Raw genomic sequence first — 18568 nt, 5'->3', positions numbered from 1 at the left:
AACTGGTTTACTTTTTTTGTTTTGAATATATTACAAACTAATACCAACAATGCATCCAAATTTATATAAAAGTGTATTAAAATACCCCAAAACGGGGCTTATATGGTATTAAATATATGGCGCGCCCGGCAGGAGTCGAACCCGCAACCTTTAGGGCCGTAACCTAACACTCTGTCCAGTTGAGCTACGGGCGCATTTAATTATGGAGGCACTAACGGGATTCGAACCCGCACTCAAGGTTTTGCAGACCCATGCCTTGGCCATTTGGCTATAGTGCCTATAAATTGCTAAATTATTATAGCGAAAAACAACAAAAAACAAAATATTTTTATAGATTTTTTATAATTTTAATACATAAATATTTTTATTAATTTCTATCTTGTAAAATGTGGAAATACTTTTATATATATATTCTTATATTTATAACATATGATATAAGAAAGCAATATGAGATATTATTACTCTATAATCGTTAAATAACGATATCTTTTTATGGAAATTATGAAAATATTTATTTTATATAAAATTACATACTTTTTATATATATAATTAATTATATACATATAAATTATAAAATATTTCTATAAGGAATTTAAGGGAAATTATGAAAAAGCACAAGTTATCAAAATTATTCTTATCAATTGCATCTTTAACTATAACTCCTATTGTTATTGCTGTAAGCTGCTCACCAAAAATAAAAGAAGAAGCAAAACCAGTTGATTTAAATTCTCCAAAAATGCAGGTTACAAAAACTACACCAACACATCCTATTGAAAAACCTAAACCTAATAACCCACAATCTCAAAATCTACCTATCAAAAACAATCCTAATCCAAGTGATGAAAAAAATAAACCTGATAAAGTAGATTATTCAAATGCTTTAGTTAAAAAACCAAATATAAGTGATCAAGTAATTTATAATAAAATATTAGAAAAACCTTTTAAAGGATTACAAAAATATAAAGATCCTGATTTTATAGGGATAGCTGGTGGAGGTAATGCAACTGATAACCAATTATTTTCAGTTAGAGATGGATTGGATATTAGTAAACTTACATCAGATGGAAAAGAGGAAACTAAAAGCAATAGAGTGTTCGATAAATCTACATGAGATCCTAAAACTAAAACTATTACATTTAAATATATGGTAATTGGTTATACAATGCAATATTCACAAACCATAACTTTAACAAATATAGTTGAAAAAACATCCGAACAAAATCCGAATAACCAAACAGAAACAAACATAGATTATTCAAATGCTTTAGTTAAAAAACCAAATATAAGTGATCAAATGATTTATGATAAGATATTAAAAAAACCTTTTAAAGGATTACAAAGATATAAAGATCCTGATTTTATAGGGATAGCTGGTGGAGGAAACGGAACTGATAATCAATTATTTGATGTTAGAGATGGATTGGATATTACTAAACTTACATCAGATGGTAATCCTGAAACCAAAGATAATCGCAAATTTCTAAATTCAACCTGAGATCCTGCTACTAAGACAATTACATTTAAATATATGGTAATTGGTGGCAAAACAGAATACACACAAATTATTAAATTAAATAATATAACAGAACCTTCTACAAAAGATAATGGTCAACCTACTAACAAAAATGGAACATCTGCTCCAAAACCTGATTTAGATAAAACAAAACAAGAAACTCAAAGTTCTGAACAAAAACCAACATCTGGAGCGAGAAGTAGTACCCCTCCAAAAACTCCAATTACATCTGAAACAGATGAAGACAAAAAAACAAACAAATCTGAAAATACTGAACCTCTTTCATATGAAAATGCATTAGAAAAATTACCTAATGTTACAGATGAAAAAATTTATAATAAGATTAAAGAAAGATTGTCAACAAAGAAAAATGTATTCCCTGGGTTACAAAGATATAAAGAGACTAAAGCTGGAAAATCAGAAAATAGCACTTACTTTTTTGGAATAGCAACTGGTGGTACAAGTGATGATAATAAACTCTTTAAAACAAAAGATGGACTTGATCCACTAAAATTAAAAGATATCCCAAAAACACAAACCTCTGAAACTAAGAAAACTAGAAAGAAGGGACGTAATAAACATAACAATAATGTATTTGAGAGTTCAATTTGAAATGAAGAAGACAAAACATTAACATTTAGATATATAGTTGATGGTGAAAATAAAACATACGAGCAAAAAATCAAACTTAATATAACAACACAAGAACAAGATCCAAAAAATCCTAATACATCACAAACAAATAATACTCCATCTGATAAGGGTAATCAAAAAACAAACTCAACAAGTAGAAATGAAGAAAGGGTTAGTTCTACTGGGACAAACCAACAAAATACGGAACATCAAGATTCTTCAAGAGAAGAATCACCTAATGATGAAAATTCTAAAACTGACAATGAAACAAAAACCACAGATTCTACAAAAACTTCACAAGGAAAACCTAATTCATCGGATACAACAAATCCAAAAACAGAAAGTGATTCACCAAAAAACTCTACTCAACCCACAGGTAATTCTGATTCTGGACAAAAAAATAACAATGAACAAAATATACAATCTGGTTCAGGTGAAACAGTCCATGAAACACCTCCTGCTCCAGCAGCATTAAAAGCTGAAAAACCTAATGCAAATGCACAAACAACATCAAGTGAAACTTCTAAAAATCAACCAGAAAACTCAGAACCAACATCTAATGATAATACAAATGATCAAAGTGCAAAAACACCAACAAAAGAAAATAATCAGAAAGATACCCATTCAGAAGAACCTACATTAAAATCTTCTGAATCACAACCTAGAGTTGTAGCAAGCCAAAATAACCAACCTAATCCAAACGAAAATCACGAACAGCAACATGAACAAAACCAACCAAGTGATTCAACACAAACAGGAACTCCATTTAACGGAACCGAAAACCCGCAAGAACAACAAAAATTAAAAACTGAAAATACACCAAAAAATAATCTAACTAGTGAAGAAACATCTGATAATACAAAAGTTGTAGATGGTAATGAATCAAAAAATGTTGACAATGAAAATGAAGAAGAAAGTCCAAAACAAAGTGAAGACACTATTAAAACTGCTCCATTAAAATTATATGATGGTGTTACAAAAGAAAAAGTCAAAGAACAAATAAAAAAAACACTCGAAAAGAAAACGAAGCCAAAGAAAAATAAAAGTCAAAATCAAAAATTTCCTGGTTTACAAAAATACGGAACCAAAGGAAATGAATATGTTGGTATATCAGGTATGGGACGGCAAAATGAAAATAAATTATTTGCTTTTGCAGATGCGTCATATGCAAATAGAATTACATCAAAAAAATCAGATGTTAAAAAATTCACCGATTCAACTTGAGATCCTAATACAAACACATTAACATTTAAATACCATATTGATGACGACAATAAAGAATACTCACAAACTTTTGTGTTAAGTTAAAAAAAATATCACAAATTAGATGCCTAATTTGTGATTTTTATACCTTAATTAATGAAACTACTTCGGTATGTTCACCTAATAATTTTCTTCCATGCAATTCTTGTAATTCTAATAAAACAATTACTTTTTTAACTTCAACTCCTTGTGATTCAAGTAACTTAATAATTGCTTTGGTAGTCCCACCAGTTGCAAGCACATCATCTACAATTGCAGCTGTTTGGCCTTGTTTAACAAACCCTTTTTGTAATTCTAAACTATTGCTTCCATATTCCAAATCATATTTCATCGCAATAACTTCACCTGGTAGTTTATTAGGCTTACGAACCATTATGAATGGTTTTTTTAAAAAAGCAGCAGCGGGTGTACCGAATAAGAATCCTCGCGCATCTGGGCCTACAATGATATCAACATCTTTGCACTCATCAGCAATCTTTGAAATTGTATAATTTAAAGCCTCTCCGTCTGCTAATAAAGGTGATATATCTTTAAACATTATCCCTGGTTTTGGAAAGTCGGGAACATTTCTGATTAATTTTGCTATATTCATATTTTAATTATAAACTATTTGCTTATTTTTTGCTATATTTATCAAAAAAATAAAACACATAAAATTTTTATGTGTTTTATAAAATCCTAGTTATATGTATAACTGTGATCAAAAGAAGTTAATAAATGTGGTAATTTTTCAATGTTAGTTGTATAATCCATTTTTGGTCTAAGGAGAATTGAAAGTTGATAAATTTTCTTTCTAAATGCTCATTTTAACTTAGATATTTTACTATCCAACACAATGCGCGATTCGATGGTATGAAGTAAGGACTTCATATCTCATAAAATAATATTCTTCATATTTCCATAGGTAGGTTTAAATTGATAAATTGATTCTTTTAATAACTTTTTAGCATCTGCATATGAGAGCTTATTAGCAACTTCAATTTTATCATAGATTACATATCCGTTTTCTTTTAACGAAGCAGCCATATGTGCTGAGAGAACCGAATTTGCTTCTGTTTGTAGTTTAACTCTAACTTCTTGTTTTCTTGAAGTTACATAAAAGTAGAATAATGACATATTCATATACACTGCATTTAATAAAATTACAACGATGCTAAAGAAACCAACTCCACCAAAGAAGACGAATGAAATGATGTTTTTAACAATTCATACATATCAGTTTTCTCGAAAACCTAATGAAAGCATCATCAATGCTACAACTGAAAGTGAATTAATCATTGATAATAGTATGTTTCCATCAAGTTTATATTTATAAAAGGTCCCAAAAGCATTTTGCACAGGATCGAATCCAAAAGTGATGTTGTATAAATAAGTAACTTGTGGATTTAAGAAGTAAAAAGCAATTGATAAAATAATAAAAATCATTCCAAAAAAAGTTCATGTATGAACACCCGAAACAAAGTATTCAAAGACAATCTTTTTACGAATATATGTTTTATGGAAGTTAAAAATTAAAATTGGTATATATATGAATAAATTAATTAACCCATCGATAATTAAATAGTTATAGAAAGCAAAGCAGATAAAGAAGATAATATTTATCAAGCTTAGCAAATAAGCGATTTTATAATGCTTTGAAAAGAAATAATTAGCTAAAATACCAAAGATACCAGAAAATGAAACTAAAACATTGATAATTGCAACCGAACGGTTCGGGTTTTGTCATGCTCACACTTTATAATCAAAATTATAAAGTGAAACATATACCAACACTACTATGTTAATTACAATATAACATTTCTCTATTACGTCACGATGTTTAAGAACTTGTTGCTTGAACTTAAGCATTTTTCTTTAAAGCCACAGTACGTGATGAATAATAAAGTGCTTCAGCAATAGTTGGGTGTGTGTAAATAGATTCTTGTAGTTGTTTAAAGGTAACTTTTTGTTGCATTGCGAATGCAACTTGGTTGATTAAAATGTGTCCGCCTTCTAAGAACATAAAACTTCCTAGAATTTCTCCGGTTGATTTAGAAACAAAGAATTTAACGAAAACTAATTCATTTGCTAAACCATCAGCATGCATTCTTGGTAATGCCATACCAGGAACCATTACTTCATTAAATTCAACACCCTCTTTTTCTAATTGAGCGGCTGTTTTACCAACACCGGCTAATTCAGGGTTTAAATAAATTGCTCATGGAACATTGTTTAAGTTTAATTTTTCAGGTTGTAATCCTAAAATATCTTTAGCAATCACATCTGCTGTTTTGTAAGCAACAGTAGAAAGCATAAATAATCCAGTTACATCACCTAAAGCATAAACATGATCTAAACTAGTTTTCATCGATTCGTTTACTTCAACAAATCCACGAGCATTCAATTTTAATTTAAGTGCATCTAGACCAGATAGGTTTGCTACTCTACCAATTGCTACTAATGTTTTTTGTGAAGCCAATGAGTGTTTTTGCTCTTTTCATTGATAACTTACAAATCCATTAGAAACTGATTCTAAGTTCATTTCATCAACAATTATAACACCTTTTGCTTCTAAGGTAGCACGAGCCGCCTTAGCAGCGTGTGGATCAAGATGTGCTAAGAATTTAGTGTTACATAAAATAGTAACTTTAGTTCCTAATGTGCTATAAAAATAAGCAAATTCTAATGCAATAGGTCCTGCTCCAATAATTACTAGTGTTTTTGGTGCAGCATCTAATTTCATTGCTTGTTCAGAATCGATTAAGTATCCTGATTCATATGCTTCCATGGCACCTTCGATGCTTAATGCACGATTTGATGAACCAGTTGCTACAACTAATTTATCAAAGTGTAATGTTTCTTCATTAACTGTTAAACTGTGTTCATCTACAACAGTACCCATTCCTTTGAATACATCAACATGAGCGCCTGCTAAAAAGTTGCTAATAGCACCGTTCAAAAGCTCTTTATTTGCTTTACGACGGTTTTGCATTACTTGGAAACTATATCCAAGGTATTTGTTGAAAACTCCATATTTTTCAGAATTTTGGATTGTGTCTAAAACTTTTGCTGACTTAATTAAAGTTTTAGTAGAGATGCAACCTTTGTTAACACAGGTTCCACCTAAATCTTCTTTTTCAACTAAGGCTACTTTAAGCCCGTTGCTTGATAGAATACCAGCCAAAGCGTACCCACCAGGTCCAGCACCTAATACTACGACATCATAGTGTTTCATATTTCTCCTTTATTTTTAAATATATACATATATTATAAACAAAATAATAATAAAAAGTGTAAAAAAATCATTTTTTTAATATGTTTTTGCATTTTTTTAAAAATAAAAACACAACTGAGTGTGTTTTATACATAAGCGATGATTACAACTATTAAACTTGCAATAAAATAAATTATTAAGTTAAAATAAAACGGAAAATTAGATTTTTTGATTTTGGGTTGCTGTTTTTGTTTTTTTTGCTCTAAGTATGCAACTTTTTCAGCATGAGTCATTCTTAACATCTTTTTTTCTTCTTTATATCGCGATGAAATAGACTTATTTTCACGAAATCTTTCAAATGTTCGTTCCATAAATCCTCATTTAAACACTAAAATAAGTAATACAAATGCTAATGTTATTAAGGCAGAAGCAGTAAAAGCATTAATAATTCAATTTACATCTTTTTTATGGTTTATTCCTGCTGAAATAGCAAAAATAAGCCAGAAGATAAGAAAGTATGCTAATAAAATGTAATAAAATCGTTTGCTTTTAAACTGTGATTTAATTAAATTAGTAAATTTTGCTCACATTATTTGCTTCATTTTCGGATTTGCTCATCTGTTGCATAAACATAATGAGTTTGCTCATTTTCGCTAATATCTTGATTTTTAGGTAGATTTGGATATTTTTGCTCATCCATATATGAAAGTTCAAATTTTACATCCTTAAATTTCTCATTTGCATTTGAAATTTTAGGAATTGCTTTAAATAAATTAATTGTATATGGATGAATTGGGTTTTGATAAATTGCATTAGTATGCCCTGATTCAACAATTTTACCTAAATGCATTATTAATACCCGATCTGCAATATATTCAATCATTGATAAATCGTGTGCAATAAAAATCATTCCAATGTTCTTTTGTTTACATAAATCCTTAAGCAAGTTAACAATTTGTGCTTGAATCGAGATATCCAAAGAAGCAATTGGTTCATCAGCAACAATGATTTTTGGTTCTGTGATTAAAGCACGAGCTATCACAATTCTTTGACGTTGACCACCTGAAAATTCATGTGGATAACGATAGGCAAATTGTTTTAACAAACCAACATCTTCTAAACTTTTGTATATTGTATTACGTGTTAAAAGACTTGATATCTTATGAATCCGTCAAAATTTAGTGATGAAATTAATTGTTTTTTTATAAAATTTATTTTGCAGGAAAATATCATAATTGGATATACCTAAAAATAAATAAATAGCTTTTAAGTCTTTATTTAAATACCTACTTTCAATTTCAAAAGATTTAATTCCATTTAACTTATCATATACATTTGAAATAAAAACTTTATAATCAACTTTATATTGCTTTAATGTTGCTTTAAGTTTATTATGTAAATGCAAATCATCTTTTTTGTTAATAAGTTGCTGTTTAGTTTTATCAATATAATTTGCTTTAAAGTATGATAAAAATTGTTTATGGATTTGGTTGAATTTACCTATCAATCCTTTATCAATAGCAATAAATGATTTACTAATATCTTCTTGCTCTTGAACTTGCTTTTTAAGTTCTAAAACTCTTAATTTATATGAATCCATATAAGTTTGAAGTTCTTTATCGAAGTTTTCTTGTGTTTGTTGCAATCTTTGTTTTGCTTGGTTAAAAGCATCTTTATTTATTTTTGGTTTAACAAAAAATCCTTTAATGGTTGTTTTTAAGCTTTTTACAAAGGTTTTTCACTTACTTTTAGCATCGCTTCGATATTGATCCTGGATATATTTAGATTGCTTTAAATAATCCGATAAATCAAAGTTGAAATTTGAAACCACAATATTTTTAATAGTTTTTGAAAATTCAGAAAGTTTATTAAAATCAAATGGATTGGCATTAAGTTGATGTTTAAAAAACTCACTTGATTTGTCTTGCAAATGATTAATTAACTGTTGCAACTCGTCAAAATCTAAGTATCTAAGTTTAGATTTATGCTTTATAAATATCTTTTTAATATGATTATTTAGATGATATATTTTTACCTTATAAGCAAAATAATCAATATATGGACTTCCATATGCTTCATTAAAAAGTAATTTTGATTCATTTTTTAACTCTGAAATAAAGTTATTTAATGAGTTTTTTGAATCCAAATACTTTTCTCTTCAAGAAAATAAAGATTTTTTTAGTTCGCTAGCAGCATTAAAAGTATTTTGTTTAGATTCAAAATACTCATATGTGTGTCAAAGCAGTTGTTTTTGTTTTTTATATTCAGCCCTTGCTTGTTTTAGTTCAACCTCATCTAAATCAATTTGTTCATTTCGAAATTGCTGTTTCTTCTGATCATATAAACTAATTAATTTTTCAGTGTTCTTGTATAAACTATCAATAATCAGTGAGTTATTTTTACTTTTTTCTTCTAAATATGCAAAATATGCATTAAATTTATCTTCAAAACTTCCTTCAACTGCATCTAAGTCGAAATTATTAAAATATCCACTTCATTTATTATAAAAAGGTTGGTTTAATGAGTTTGCTATTTTTAAATTCTCCAATTTTAATTTCAGCGCTTCTTCTAAAAAAGAATAATGAAAGTTGTATTGAACCGATTCTCAATCCTTTTTAATATCAGAAATTTTATTTTTTATAACACGGTTTACCACTAAGGGTTCTTTTAGAATACTAAAGATATTATTTTGTCCATTTAATGAAGCCATAGGGTCTTGGAAAATCATTTGAATATTTTTACGCATAAAGCGATTTGTCTTACGCGAGATTCGCTTCCCTGATACTAATTTACCATTAATTCGAACAAAACCGTTATAATCATCATATAAACGAAGCAATGAACGTCCTACGGTTGTTTTACCAGAACCAGATTCACCAATTAAACCAAGGATTTCACCTTCAGAAACATCAAAACTAACATTGTCGACTGCTTTATTAATATGATTTTTATTAATAAAGAACTTTTTTAAATTTGTAACTTCAAGTATTTTACTCATCTTTAAATACCTCTTTAAAACTTTTTAATCGTGATGTTAATTCGGGACTTAACGAAACTTTGGGTGCATCAGGATGCAGCAGTCATGTTGCAGCTGCATGGGTGGAAGAAACTTCAAATAATGGAGGTTCTTTAATAAAATCAATTTCTAATGCATAATCATTTCTCGGAGCAAAAGCATCGCCAAGTGGTAAATTATTCATATCAGGTGGTGTTCCTTTAATTGAATATAAGCGATCTTCTTTGTTTTCTGGGATCGCAGAAATCAACGCTCATGTATATGGATGTTTTGGATCGGTAAAAATATCTTTTTTGCTTCCTTTTTCAACTATTTTTCCAGCATACATAACATAAATATAATCACAAAATTTAGCTACAACTGAAATATTATGACTAATTAAGATAATAGCAATATTCATTGAAGTACGGATTTCATCAAATAAAGCTAACACCGATGCTTGTACTGTTGGATCAAGTGCTGTTGTTGGTTCATCTGCGATTATTATGCTTGGCTTTAATGCCACCACCATCGTAATTACAACTCTTTGCTTCATCCCACCCGACAAAGTATGTGGATACATATCAAAGACACTTTCACAATTACGGATTCCAAATTTATCAAGTAAACCTACTAAGTATTTTCTTTTTTCACTATATGGCTTACTTTTTCATTCTGGATTTTTATTTAAAGCATCTAAAAGTTGTTTTCCTACCTTACGGGTTGGATTTAATGATGTAAGTGGGTCCTGTGGGATGTAACCAATTTTGTGTCCACGAATCTTTTGTCAGTAACTTTCTTTTTTTGAATCAATTAAGCTAATTCCATCAATTTGCATAATTTCAGCAGAAACAACTGAATTATCATTAATATTTAAAAATGCTTTTGATGTAACTGACTTACCAGATCCTGATTCACCGACTAAACCAACTATTTCTCCACAGTTGATAGTAATATCAACTCCTCGCACTATGCTGATGAATTTGTTATAACCGGTTTTAAAACTAACTTTAAGATCTTTGACAACTAATAATTTTTCTTGCATAAAATCTCCTATTTAGTTTTGATTACTTTTGGATCAAGAGCATCATGAACACCTAATGCGATAAAGTATAATGATACTGAAATTGAAAGTAAAATTAAGGCAGGTAGTAATAATGATCAAAAGTTTTGTGCTGCTTCAGATGATGCTGAAAAGATTATTTCTCCTAAGTTTACATCAGTGTCACTACTAAAAAATCCTAAGAAAGCAAGTGATGAAACTGAAAGAATAATTGATGGAATTTGAGTTACATAATTAGTAGCAATTTTACCAATTATTCCTGGTAATGCATGTTTATAAATCAAACGAATTTTTGAAGCACCTACTGATTTGGATGCAGTTATAAACTCAGAATCTTTAACAGTGATTATAAATAAACGAGTTCCCCCTACTGATCCAACTCACCCTACTACAACCAATGCAATTCCTAAGGCTAAATCAGATGTACCGAATAAGGTAACTGCAATTAACAATCAAATAAGGGTTGGTGGTGCTGAAAAAATATCAATAAGTCGCATCATAATGGTATCTATTTTAGAACCAACATGGAATCCTAAATATGCTCCTATAATAACACCAATAATAGTTTGAATTGATGCTACGATAAATGCTAAACGTAGTGCTTTTCAAGTTCCAACTCATGATCGAGTTCAAATATCGATACCTTTTGCGGTTGTTCCTAAAAAAGTATCTAATTTTGTTTGTGGATTTAAAGCAAGTGCTTGATCATATAAACTTTGATATTCGTTTTGATTTAAATTTTGTGCAATATTTGATTTATCAAAAATCAAATATGCACTGTATACTCGGTATCAACGATACATATCAATTAATATTTCAGATTGCTTTGTCGGTCCATTAATACCTTGCACTGTATATTCTCTTGTTTTTAAAACCGAAGCGACAGTTGCATCTTTTGAAATATCTAAAAACTTATCAAAAAAGCCTCCATAATTTTCGTGAAAAGCTGCTTTGTATTTCGGAATATCTTGTTCAAAACCAGCGCTTTTTAGTGTTATATAAGGTTGATACGAAGCTGGTAAAGATTTTATTGAAGGAGGCCCAAAAATAGTTTTACCTTGTTGATCTGCAATTAAATTTAAACTAATTGTGTCTGAAATCGATTCATTTGCTGAATATTTAGAACTAATAGTTACAATAATCGAAATTAAAAGCACGATTATAAAGACAATTAAAAATAATACGGATGGTCAACTTTTAAAGAATCTTTTGAGAATTTCTAAAAGTAATTTTTTTGGTTTTCCAGCTATATTAGAAAATGTTTTTTGGTTATTTGCTAGTGCAAAAGGAGTTTGTATACCATTAAAAGATAATTTATATTTTTTATTAAATTCTTTTGCAGTCATCTATATTCCTTTCGCTTTCATTCTAGCAAATTCTTCGTTTCTTTTTCTGGTAACTAAGAACAGTTTTCATAAGTTAGAACCTTTTGTTCCATATTTAATGCGTGGATCTAAAATGGTATATGAAACATCAACTAAAACGGATGTAAATACCCCGAGTAATGTGAAAAAGAAGGTATTAAACATAATAATATTAATTTCACCATTCGGAAATGCGTTAGCAATAATTTGTGATGTCCCAGGAACTTTTCAATATCTTTCGATTACTATTCCACCTGTTAACAATCCAATATATGATGGAATGATAATTGCAGCAAGTGGAATTGAAATATTACGTAATACATATTTAAAGAATATTTCAACTCTACTTAGTCCTTTTGATTTTGCTATTAAAACATAATTTGATGTTAGCACAGTAATAACTTGATTTCGAGTGTAACTGATATAACCCGATAATGAACCTAAAACAATAATCACAATTGGTGGTAATCACGAAATAACAACTTGACTTTGAGTCTGTGCTGCCGCTTCTGCTGTTCCAGGTATCGCAACAGTTGGTGAAACACCAGATGAGGCTAAAATAGTAATTAAAATTGGTGCTACTATAAATGAAGGTAATGCAATAAAAATTAATGAAAAGAAATTTACCACTGCATCAACTCATGTACCACGTTTATAACCAGCAAAAATTCCAAACAATATCCCTAAAAATGCACTAATAACAAATGCTGGTAAAGTGATAATAATTGAGTATTTTAAGCGCGAAAAGAATAATTGTGGGATGCTATTTACCCCTAAACTTGCAAATAATTTATCATCAAATGGTAAACCAAATGGATTCGCTTTATTAGTAAATAAATCATTTACCCAATAACCAAAACGAATTATTGGATTAAGTTTATAGGTTTTTCAAACATTTTGATATTGGTCATACTTTCCACGTCAATCACTTGGTAGAAAATGATAATCAATACTTTTTTTAAAACTTTCTCTAGATATATTCTGTAATGCTACCTGACCTTGACCTTCAGCACCGTTTTTTGAATTTGCAGTTTGTACAAATGGATTGTCAGCAAACTGTGCTGTAAGTGTATAAACAACAAAGATGATGATAATCAATGTTAATAATGCAAAGCCTATCCGTTGTAAAATATACTTAGTCATTTATCTCCTTATTTAATAATGCAAAGACAATTAACTTGCGTTAATTGTCTGGATATTATTTGGTTGCAACTTCGTATGAACCATAGTTAGTAGCATTATCAAGTGTTGCAGGTATAATAAAGTTTGGATTGCTCAATCCTTTTACAAATGAATCTTTTAATGTTCCAGTTGTTATAGTCATATTCATTCCTGTTAAATTACGGAATTCAGCAACCATATTTAATAATGCTTTTTTATTAAATACATCTTTTGTTTCATCTGATGTATTTAATCATAATCAGAAGTTTGCTGAAATTGTAAGTGGTGGTAAGTATTTTGCCACGTCTTCTTTGCTTAAAGGAACTAATTGTTCTTTTCCGTCAACTGTTTTAAGTTGATATTGATTTAAATAAGTGGAAATATCGTTTGTGTATTTATTTCCCAACTTAATTAATTTTTCAAGTGGAATTGAGAATTTAACATTGTTTTTAGGATCTTCGATAAATTTCTTTCAGTATTCAGCTGCTTTAACAAGGTTTGGATAATTTACTTGAAGTTTAGCTTTATAATCTGCATCAGTGTTAATTCAAGTAAATAATTGAATTAAGTTACCTTGAAACATATATCCATCAAAACCTGATCCGACTAAATTATAATCATATCCTCAACCAGTTACTGTGTATGGAGTTGATCCAAAATTAAAAAATTCATCAAAGTCTTTTCTATTATTATTTTTTTCAAATTTAACTTCAAAACGATCAGGATATAAACTATTAAGAACTTTTTGCATTCCTTTATAAACATTTTCATGAACTGAATTAATATTTGTAAATCGAGCACGAACTGTGAATCTTACTTTCTTTGTATCCTCTACTTTATCAAGATCAGGATGTTGTTTATAAAATTCATCCAATACTTCTTTCATCTTTGTTTTCAATATATCTAATGCACTTGAACTAAATTGATCATCAGCAGTTTTACCAACTATCGAATTTTCAGATGGTGATAATTCGGTTCCGATTTTTTCACCAAGATTAACTTTTTGTCCTGTTTTTGAATCTACTACAAACACAGTTGATAATTGGTCTCAATATGGACGTAATGTATTATATTGCAATGATGTATCTGAGTCGTTATTACGGATGGTTACATCTTGTGCAAAACCCGAAATTCACGGAATTGTAAGATTAGGTGTTAATAACTCTTGTGCAACATATGCTCAGTTGATTGAAGCAGTTAGAATATTCATAAATTCTGCTCCTAAACCTGTGGTAGCTGCTTTTAATGTATTAGTTGCAGTTCCGGCTTTGATATCAGTCAATGAAGCTCCATAAACTAATTTTGTATATGCATCATTCATAAATGAAGCAGTTGTTGATTCTTGTTGATTTTGCGGAATTCATGTAGGTGTAAATCCATTATTTGAATGACTTGTATTTCTAGATTGAACATCTATTAAACCTCATTGCACAGGGTTTGCTGAAATTTCTTCGTGGTATGCCTTTAAATTACTATAATTTGCACTTGCTGTTAAACCTGCTTTGAATTGCTCATAATTAAATTTTGCAAAACCATCTCCTAACGGAGTTGTAGTGTAGGTATTTTGAAAAAGTTTTACACGTCTTGGATTATTAACAAACTTTTGATTTCAATAGTTTGTATTTAACTTAAAGGTATCAGTCAAAGAGGTTCCATCATAACCAGCATAGTAATATTTACCAGCATATAAAGCTGAATCCATTGACATTCCATATCAGTATATCCCAGATTCTTTAGCTAAACCATCTTGTAAATTGTTGATTTTGTTTTTGATGTCTGTTTTATCTGAATCACTTATATCACCACTTTTATAGAAGTTTGGTAGTTGTTTACTTGCCACAGTTTCTTCGATATATTGTGATGGAGCAGGAATTAAATCATAACTGTTAAAGAAAAACTTATCATATGCTAAATCAAATTTAGATTCTTTTTTTGGATCTAATTCTTGTAAAACAAAGAATTCACGTTGGTCATCGCCTGTTCCTTCAACATGTACTGATTGTGTTTTATCTAAAATTTTATTTACATCAATGTTATAAAGTTCATATAAGTATTTATTAGTTCAACTGTTTCCTTGAGCTCTAAAGTATAAATCTCCATTTACAACATATTTTTCACGTGCTAATTTTTCAATTTCTTCGGTTCCTCCATTATTTAAACGAAATAGTGAATCCTGTCCAGCATAGGTACGTAATACTCCCATTCAAAAATCTTCTGCTTTAATTGGATATTTTGTTACTTCACCTTTAGAATTAATTCATTTTTGATTTTTTCGGATTCTAAATGACATCTTAGTTGCTTTCTTTAAAGCATGTCTAAATGTATCGGAGTTAATTGATCTAGGATTATCACTTTGCAATTCAACTAAACTCAATGAATAACTACCATCTGGTTTATCGGGTTTTGGTAGTAATGGAGCATCATCTTGATCAAAAACCATATCTTTTGTTGTTCCATCATCTTGTTTCACTGTCAAAATAACTACATCTGCTAATTCTAATGAATATCTAGAAACCGATGGTTTATGAATTGTGCGAGTCTTAATTGTTTCTAATGTGTTTGTATCTTGCACACTAGTTTCTGTGACTTCTGGACGACCATAAAAGTTTAATTCAACTAATCTTGGAATTTCTGAATCATATGTAGATTCGGTTAATCCACCTGTGGTAAATGAAAGGTCGTAAAAATTTCTTGAATCAGAATGGGTAGAATCGTATTTAACTGTATATAATCCGCTTGATGCTTGTTGTGAAAAAGAGGTTTTCCCATCAAGATTAATTGTTTTTGCAGGTGGATTAATAATTCCTAATAAAGTATCAGTCGATTGATATTTTTGTGTATCAATTTGCTTGCTAGGATATGCAAAAGCTGTGTTATATTTATCATCTGCAGGTGGTTTCGGTAAACCGGTTTCATTGCCTGGGGTTATTTCTTGATTACCTACTGATGTGGTCGAACCACCACCACAAGCAACAGCAACTGGTAATACCAGAGAACTTGCTGACAATCCTAATCATAAAAATTTCTTTTTTTTCATATTATTTTCCTTTTTTGTCTACTTTAAAAATTTTCTTACCTAAATTAATTCATTGGTCTACTATTTCTGAAAGAAATTGCAATCCATCATCATAAAAGTTATCATTCATTAAATCTACACCCACTTTTTTTAAAATCTCAATTGGATAATCACTACCACCTGCTGATAAAAAGTTGTTTATGTAGTTATCTAAAGCAACTTTACCTGACTTTTTATATTGTCTAAAAAAGTAGGTAGCAACTAGATGTCCTATAGCATATTTATATACATAAAATCCATAGTAATAATGTGGGACATAAATAGATTGGATGGTATTAGCAACTGAATATGGTTGCTTAGTTAGAGTGTATTTTAAATTATTTACATAATAGAGCTTACTAATTGAATCATAACTACCAGATACTTTCCCTTGTGAAATCGCTTGGTAAAGATCATATTCGTAGTTAGCTCAATTGGTTTGCTTTAAAACAGTACCGACAAATCCTGCGATCATTGAATCGAGAATTTGAAATTTTAATTTGTCGTTTTTTGAATTAGTTAACATATAATCTGCTAACATAAATTCATTGTATATTGAGGCTATTTCAGCTAAGAAGATGGGATACATTGAATTAGGTAAGTTTTGCCGAGTATCTGAAAAATACGAATGCATTGAATGTCCTAACTCATGTACAAGTGTTTCAACACTACGCAGTGTCCCTTCGAAGTTCATTAAAATGTATTTTTTGTCAATTCCATAGGTTCCACCGATGCTATAAGCACCACCTCGTTTGGTATCGGTGCTCATATAATCAACTCATCGCTCATCGATTGCTTTGCAAACTTGCTGATAATACTCATCTCCAAAAGGTTTTAATGCTGCTTTAGCAAGTTCATTCATTTCGGAAACTGTATAAGAAGTTTTAACATTAACTAAATCGCGAGAGTAATCTCATTTTTGACGTTTGCTATGAAATTTAAGATAATAGAACTTATCACTTCATTGCTTATATTTTTTTAATATTGTTTTACTTAAAGCAACTTTTTTAAAAAGTTTCGTCAAGATTTGATTTGATACCTTATCTGAAGCTGTTAGCATTGCTACAGTAGAATCATATTTACGTAATTTTGCTTCAGTAGTCAATGCTTTGAAATGTTGGAATAATAATTCGGCAAATGTATCTTTGTGGTTAGTAAATGCTTTTCAATAATTTAAATATGCTTGCTTACGCACATTAGCATCATCGGATTTAAGAAGTTTTTGATAAATAGTGGGATTAAGTTTAATTTTCTTACCTTTTTTAGTTTTAACTGTTCCATAATATAACTCACTATTTGAAAGAATACTAAAGATATTATGTGGATTTGGTTGCCCGAATGCTGAATTAACTAAGTATTCTTCAACTTTATCATCTAATTTATGCTCATATTCTTGGATTTGATCACAAATACTGCGACGATACGATGCTAAGCGAGGATCGTCTTTTCATACCTTCATTTTTTCCATATTAGCATAAAAACGATTTGATTCAGAACCAAACTCGGTATTGAGTGTGTGTGATAAAAATTGAAATTCTGATTCTAATTGTTTAAATTTCGCATTAACTAAATCGGTATTTAAATTATTTGAAATATAATTATCAATTTTAAATGCTAATTTGGTTTGTTGCTCCGATAACATCACATCAGCTAAATAAGATTCGATGCTATCATATTTGCTATCTTTATTTAAAATTCTGCTTTTATATACCTTTTTATACTCTGAAATTAGTTCTTCTATGCTGCTACCACTAAGAATATCATCTAAATCTCAGGTATATTCACTCGGAATATCCTTATGATTTTTAAATTGCTTTGCTTTCATATTGCTCCTATTGTTATGAAAAAAGTCTTGTAACTTATAAATTTACAAGACTTTTTAATCAGTATTTAATATCATACTATCTAAAATAAGAAATGTAAATCTATAGCACCAATGGTTCAACCAAAGAGTAGAAATCTTTTATGCTTTTCTACCAACTTAACTTACTGCCATAAGTTAGGTTTCGGCTTTTATACCCTTTCATTAACTTTTTAGCATGCCTGCAAGGTTAATTACTCTTGTTAAAAGCTCCTCTATAGTTTAGCTCACAGATTACTACTATGTCGTAATCTGTTAAACTAACAACAACAGATTATGACAAAATTAAACGTTAATAATATTGCAACGTCTATTAATATATGTCATAATAATTTGTTGTGTTCCTTTTTTCATAGAAAGTAGTATACCAAAAAAATCATTAAAGCAAAATAAAAAAAACACAATTGCTTGTGTTTAAAGTAGGACGCCGGGGTGGTACCACCCCGGCGATTTTTTTGATAAAAAAG

11 protein-coding genes, 2 tRNA genes and 1 riboswitch are annotated in these 18568 nt (G+C 29.5%); of the genes, 1 reads left to right on the top strand and 12 read right to left on the bottom strand.

Going from position 1 to position 18568, the window contains the following annotated elements; all coding sequences use genetic code 4:
- Positions 1–117 precede the first annotated feature (117 nt).
- Together ACXYRK_RS01260 and ACXYRK_RS01255 are read right to left on the bottom strand one after the other, a co-directional pair.
- A tRNA-Arg gene (locus tag ACXYRK_RS01260) sits at positions 118–194 on the bottom strand.
- Between the two features lie 9 nt (positions 195–203).
- Positions 204–278 (bottom strand) — tRNA-Cys (locus ACXYRK_RS01255).
- 326 nt (positions 279–604) lie between these two features.
- Here ACXYRK_RS01255 and ACXYRK_RS01250 point away from each other — a divergent pair.
- Positions 605–3454, top strand: a complete 2850-nt coding sequence (locus ACXYRK_RS01250; protein WP_458617684.1) for an amidase domain-containing protein — start codon at positions 605–607, stop codon at positions 3452–3454.
- Between the two features lie 37 nt (positions 3455–3491).
- Here the strand turns inward: ACXYRK_RS01250 and ACXYRK_RS01245 are convergent, their stop codons facing one another.
- The 10 genes from ACXYRK_RS01245 to pepF all read right to left on the bottom strand — a co-directional run bounded on the left by ACXYRK_RS01245 (position 3492) and on the right by pepF (position 18065).
- Positions 3492–4001, bottom strand: coding sequence for an adenine phosphoribosyltransferase (locus ACXYRK_RS01245; RefSeq protein ID WP_458617682.1), 510 nt, complete (start codon positions 3999–4001; stop codon positions 3492–3494).
- A gap of 86 nt (positions 4002–4087) precedes the next feature.
- The gene (locus ACXYRK_RS01240; RefSeq protein ID WP_435130212.1) at positions 4088–5257 is read right to left on the bottom strand and encodes a nicotinamide mononucleotide transporter; all 1170 of its coding nucleotides are present in this window, start codon (positions 5255–5257) and stop codon (positions 4088–4090) included.
- The gene (locus ACXYRK_RS01235) at positions 5250–6623 is read right to left on the bottom strand and encodes a dihydrolipoyl dehydrogenase (protein ID WP_458617680.1); all 1374 of its coding nucleotides are present in this window, start codon (positions 6621–6623) and stop codon (positions 5250–5252) included. The genes ACXYRK_RS01240 and ACXYRK_RS01235 overlap by 8 nt, the downstream gene beginning before the upstream one ends.
- Positions 6624–6748: 125 nt before the next feature.
- Positions 6749–7204 carry a hypothetical protein gene (locus ACXYRK_RS01230; protein ID WP_458607650.1) on the bottom strand — a complete coding sequence of 152 codons (456 nt, stop codon included), beginning with the start codon at positions 7202–7204 and terminating at the stop codon, positions 6749–6751.
- The gene (locus ACXYRK_RS01225; protein ID WP_458617678.1) at positions 7192–9600 is read right to left on the bottom strand and encodes an ATP-binding cassette domain-containing protein; all 2409 of its coding nucleotides are present in this window, start codon (positions 9598–9600) and stop codon (positions 7192–7194) included. The genes ACXYRK_RS01230 and ACXYRK_RS01225 overlap by 13 nt, the downstream gene beginning before the upstream one ends.
- The gene (locus ACXYRK_RS01220) at positions 9593–10642 is read right to left on the bottom strand and encodes an ABC transporter ATP-binding protein (RefSeq protein WP_458617675.1); all 1050 of its coding nucleotides are present in this window, start codon (positions 10640–10642) and stop codon (positions 9593–9595) included. The genes ACXYRK_RS01225 and ACXYRK_RS01220 overlap by 8 nt, the downstream gene beginning before the upstream one ends.
- A gap of 8 nt (positions 10643–10650) precedes the next feature.
- Entirely contained in the window at positions 10651–12006 is a 1356-nt protein-coding gene (locus ACXYRK_RS01215; RefSeq protein ID WP_458617674.1) for an ABC transporter permease, read from the bottom strand.
- Positions 12007–13167, bottom strand: a complete 1161-nt coding sequence (locus ACXYRK_RS01210; RefSeq protein WP_458617672.1) for an ABC transporter permease — start codon at positions 13165–13167, stop codon at positions 12007–12009.
- Positions 13168–13222: 55 nt separating this feature from the next.
- On the bottom strand, positions 13223–16222 hold the full coding sequence (locus tag ACXYRK_RS01205; RefSeq protein ID WP_458617670.1) for an OppA family ABC transporter substrate-binding lipoprotein: 3000 nt from the start codon (positions 16220–16222) through the stop codon (positions 13223–13225).
- Between the two features lies 1 nt (position 16223).
- Positions 16224–18065, bottom strand: a complete 1842-nt coding sequence (pepF, locus tag ACXYRK_RS01200; protein ID WP_458617668.1) for an oligoendopeptidase F — start codon at positions 18063–18065, stop codon at positions 16224–16226.
- A gap of 95 nt (positions 18066–18160) precedes the next feature.
- Positions 18161–18327, bottom strand: a riboswitch (Lysine riboswitch).
- Positions 18328–18568 lie beyond the last annotated feature (241 nt).

Source organism: Mycoplasma sp. AC1221, from assembly GCF_054353815.1.
This window is presented reverse-complemented; position numbering and strand designations above follow the sequence as displayed.